This window comes from Mucilaginibacter sp. P4_G9, from assembly GCF_056400985.1.
The window spans coordinates 1-2,616 of sequence record NZ_JBFUKF010000557.1; the positions used below are offsets into that span (position 1 = coordinate 1).

General features: G+C 39.0%; 3 protein-coding genes. All 3 read right to left on the reverse strand.

Annotation, left to right across the window (positions count from 1 at the left end; all coding sequences use genetic code 11):
* On the reverse strand, window positions 1–856 hold an 856-nt coding region (locus AC1DPZ_RS25240; protein WP_477408672.1), incomplete at its 3' end, for a FecR family protein.
* 201 nt (window positions 857–1,057) lie between these two features.
* Window positions 1,058–1,645, reverse strand: a complete 588-nt coding sequence (locus AC1DPZ_RS25245) for an RNA polymerase sigma-70 factor (protein WP_477408674.1) — start codon at window positions 1,643–1,645, stop codon at window positions 1,058–1,060.
* A 283-nt stretch (window positions 1,646–1,928) separates the two neighbouring features.
* Window positions 1,929–2,616, reverse strand: a 688-nt coding sequence (locus AC1DPZ_RS25250) for a family 43 glycosylhydrolase (protein ID WP_477408676.1), incomplete at its 5' end; no start/stop codon positions are given.

Below are 2,616 nucleotides of genomic sequence, written 5' to 3' on the forward strand. Positions count from 1 at the left end.
TCAGCGTTTGGATCACATCATGCAGCGACGTTTTTTCAAAAGAAAGGTCTGCCTTCTGCCAAATATTTAAAGACGAAAGTTCGGCTACCCGGCCTACTTTTAAATCATGGTTTATTTTTCCATAAACCACCTTTTGCCGGGGTAATAATATCACATTGTTATTTAAACCGGCTTTAGTTGCAAATAAACCCTTCCGTTTCCCTCCGGCAGCAATTTCAACAGATACCTTGCCGGTAACCACAGCCACCTCTGCTGTAGCCGCATTTTTGCTATCATGCACCCTAAAACTGGTACCCCAAACCCTTGTTGTGATATGATCGCTGTAAATCACAAATGGGTGTGCTTTATCTTTAGTTACTTCAAAAAATGATTCTCCTGACAACTTAATTTCCCTTAAATTTTTGCTGAATACTTTATGATAGCTTATGTGCGCCCCCGGGCTAAGCCAGGCAATGCTTTTATCGGGTAATACTTGTTTATAAATAGTATGTGTACGGTTGGTAATGCTTACTTCTTCGTTCAGCACATAGCTGGCTGATTGATGCTGTTTTTGATTATTTAAAAAACCGGGGACTTTTATGAATAGTAATATTGCAGCTGCCGCTGCCAAAACATAACCAATGTATTTTATGATTTTTAACGTTCCTGTTTTGCCATTTTGAACAGGGCTAATGCCAGATTCGATATTAGCCAGCATTCTTAACCTTAATTCCTGCCGCTGATGAATGCTTAGCTGCTCATATGGATCGGCTTTGCTTTCAAAAGAATTATACCAATTAAGCACAATACGCTCCTCTTCGGGTGAACAGGTCCCACTGAGGTATTTCTGTATTAATTCGGGTGAAATAGGTTCCATTTAATAGGATTAATGGGTTTAAAATTAGTGGTTATACAGATATGACAGTTGTGGATGCCCCAGCCCCCTACTTGCTATAAAATATTTATAGAAAAAGGGCTTTTAAGCGCATTCAGAGATCATCTGAGTTTAGTGTTTGCGTACGCGGAAAATGATAAAACTCAACAGGCAGTTGGTGGGATAAATAAAACGGGCGATTATTTAATTAAAAAAAACAAAAGCGGCCAGGGATAGCAGCATATAATGAAGGCTGACACGTAGATATTTTAAGGCCCGTGTGATATGATTTTCGACGGTTTTTTCAGAAATCCCTAATTCGTGGGCAATTTGCTTATTGCTTTTATACTGCTTCCGGCTAAGCTCAAATACCGAGCGGCATTTATCTGGAAGCGAACCCAGGTTTATATCCACCTGGTAGTTTAAGTCGTTAGCTATGAGTATTTCCTCGGTAGAGTTATCATAATCGGCATTTTCGAGAATAAGCGATTCATAAGCTTTTTTCCTGACAGCCTCTTTTTGAATTTGATTCAACACCATGTTACGGATTGACGTAAACAGGTATCCGCTCAGGGAAGAATTTATTTTAATGGTAGCCCTGTTTCTCCACAAATTGATAAAAAGGTCCTGTACTATTTCTTCAGCAGTTTCGGCTGAAGAACAACGTTTGCAGGCAGCAGCATACAACTGAGCATGATAACGATTGTATATTTCAATAAATACAACAGTATCATTTGTTGTGTTTAATTGAAGCCAGATATCTTCATCAGTCATTGCTACCAGGTTTTCCATTTGCTAAAAACAAGTGTTTTTTTTTGATACAAAAATTCCGTCAAAAAACCGGGATGAATCTTCGTCCAAATCGGTCATTGCTCATAATTGGTTTGAATTACAAAATTTAGTGTTTGCAGCACTAATGTATAAATAAAAACTAAAAAGTGTAAAAAACACAGTTATTTTTTGCGATTTATTTTGAACAGTAATGAAGGCTCTTGGAAAAAGGCTATTTTAATTTAACTTTTAAAGATGAAAGAATAATCTTAGCAATGCATCAAAGGATGGCGATTATATCAAGCTATTGAGTTTTAATTTTAACTGGTTTAATTCGCTCAAATACATTCACGGGTATTATATTCCCTTTTGTATCAAACCTCATTGGTGAAATACATGTTTCGCGATTGTAGCCATTTCCATCAGGAATTGCAAAACGGTGATAGGCGATGTACCATTCGTCTTTGCCTGGCACCTGCACTACCGAATGATGACCTGCACCCTTCACAACTCCTTTTCCTTTCAGGATGGCTTGGCCTTCTGCCTTCACAAAAGGGCCCAATGGTGATTTACTTGTAGCATAAGCAATAGAATAACGGGGATCCCGCGTATCGTACTCCGACCACATTAAATAATAAGTACCTTGCCGTTTAATCATGAAAGGGCCTTCATTATATCCATCGGGACGAATGGTAGCAACCTTATCAGCATCAAATGAAATCATATCTTCATGAAGCTTTACCATATGGCAATTCCCCTGCCCCCAATACAGGTAAGCACTCCCATCATCATCCACAAAAACCATTGGGTCAATCATCTGGCCTTTAAAAGCGGCTTTAGCAACTAATGGCTTATTCAGCGGATCTTTGAAAGGACCTTCAGGGCGATCTGAAACAGCCACTCCAATATTGGTATCTGCAGAGTAATAAAAATAATACTTCCCGTTTTTATAAGCAATTGCAGGAGCCCAGGCCCGTTGACCGGCCCATTGA

Excerpts from the sequence above, each read along its gene's own strand:
- AC1DPZ_RS25245 (WP_477408674.1), bottom strand. The coding sequence starts at position 1,645 with ATGGAAAACCTGGTAGCAATGACTGATGAAGATATCTGGCTTCAATTA.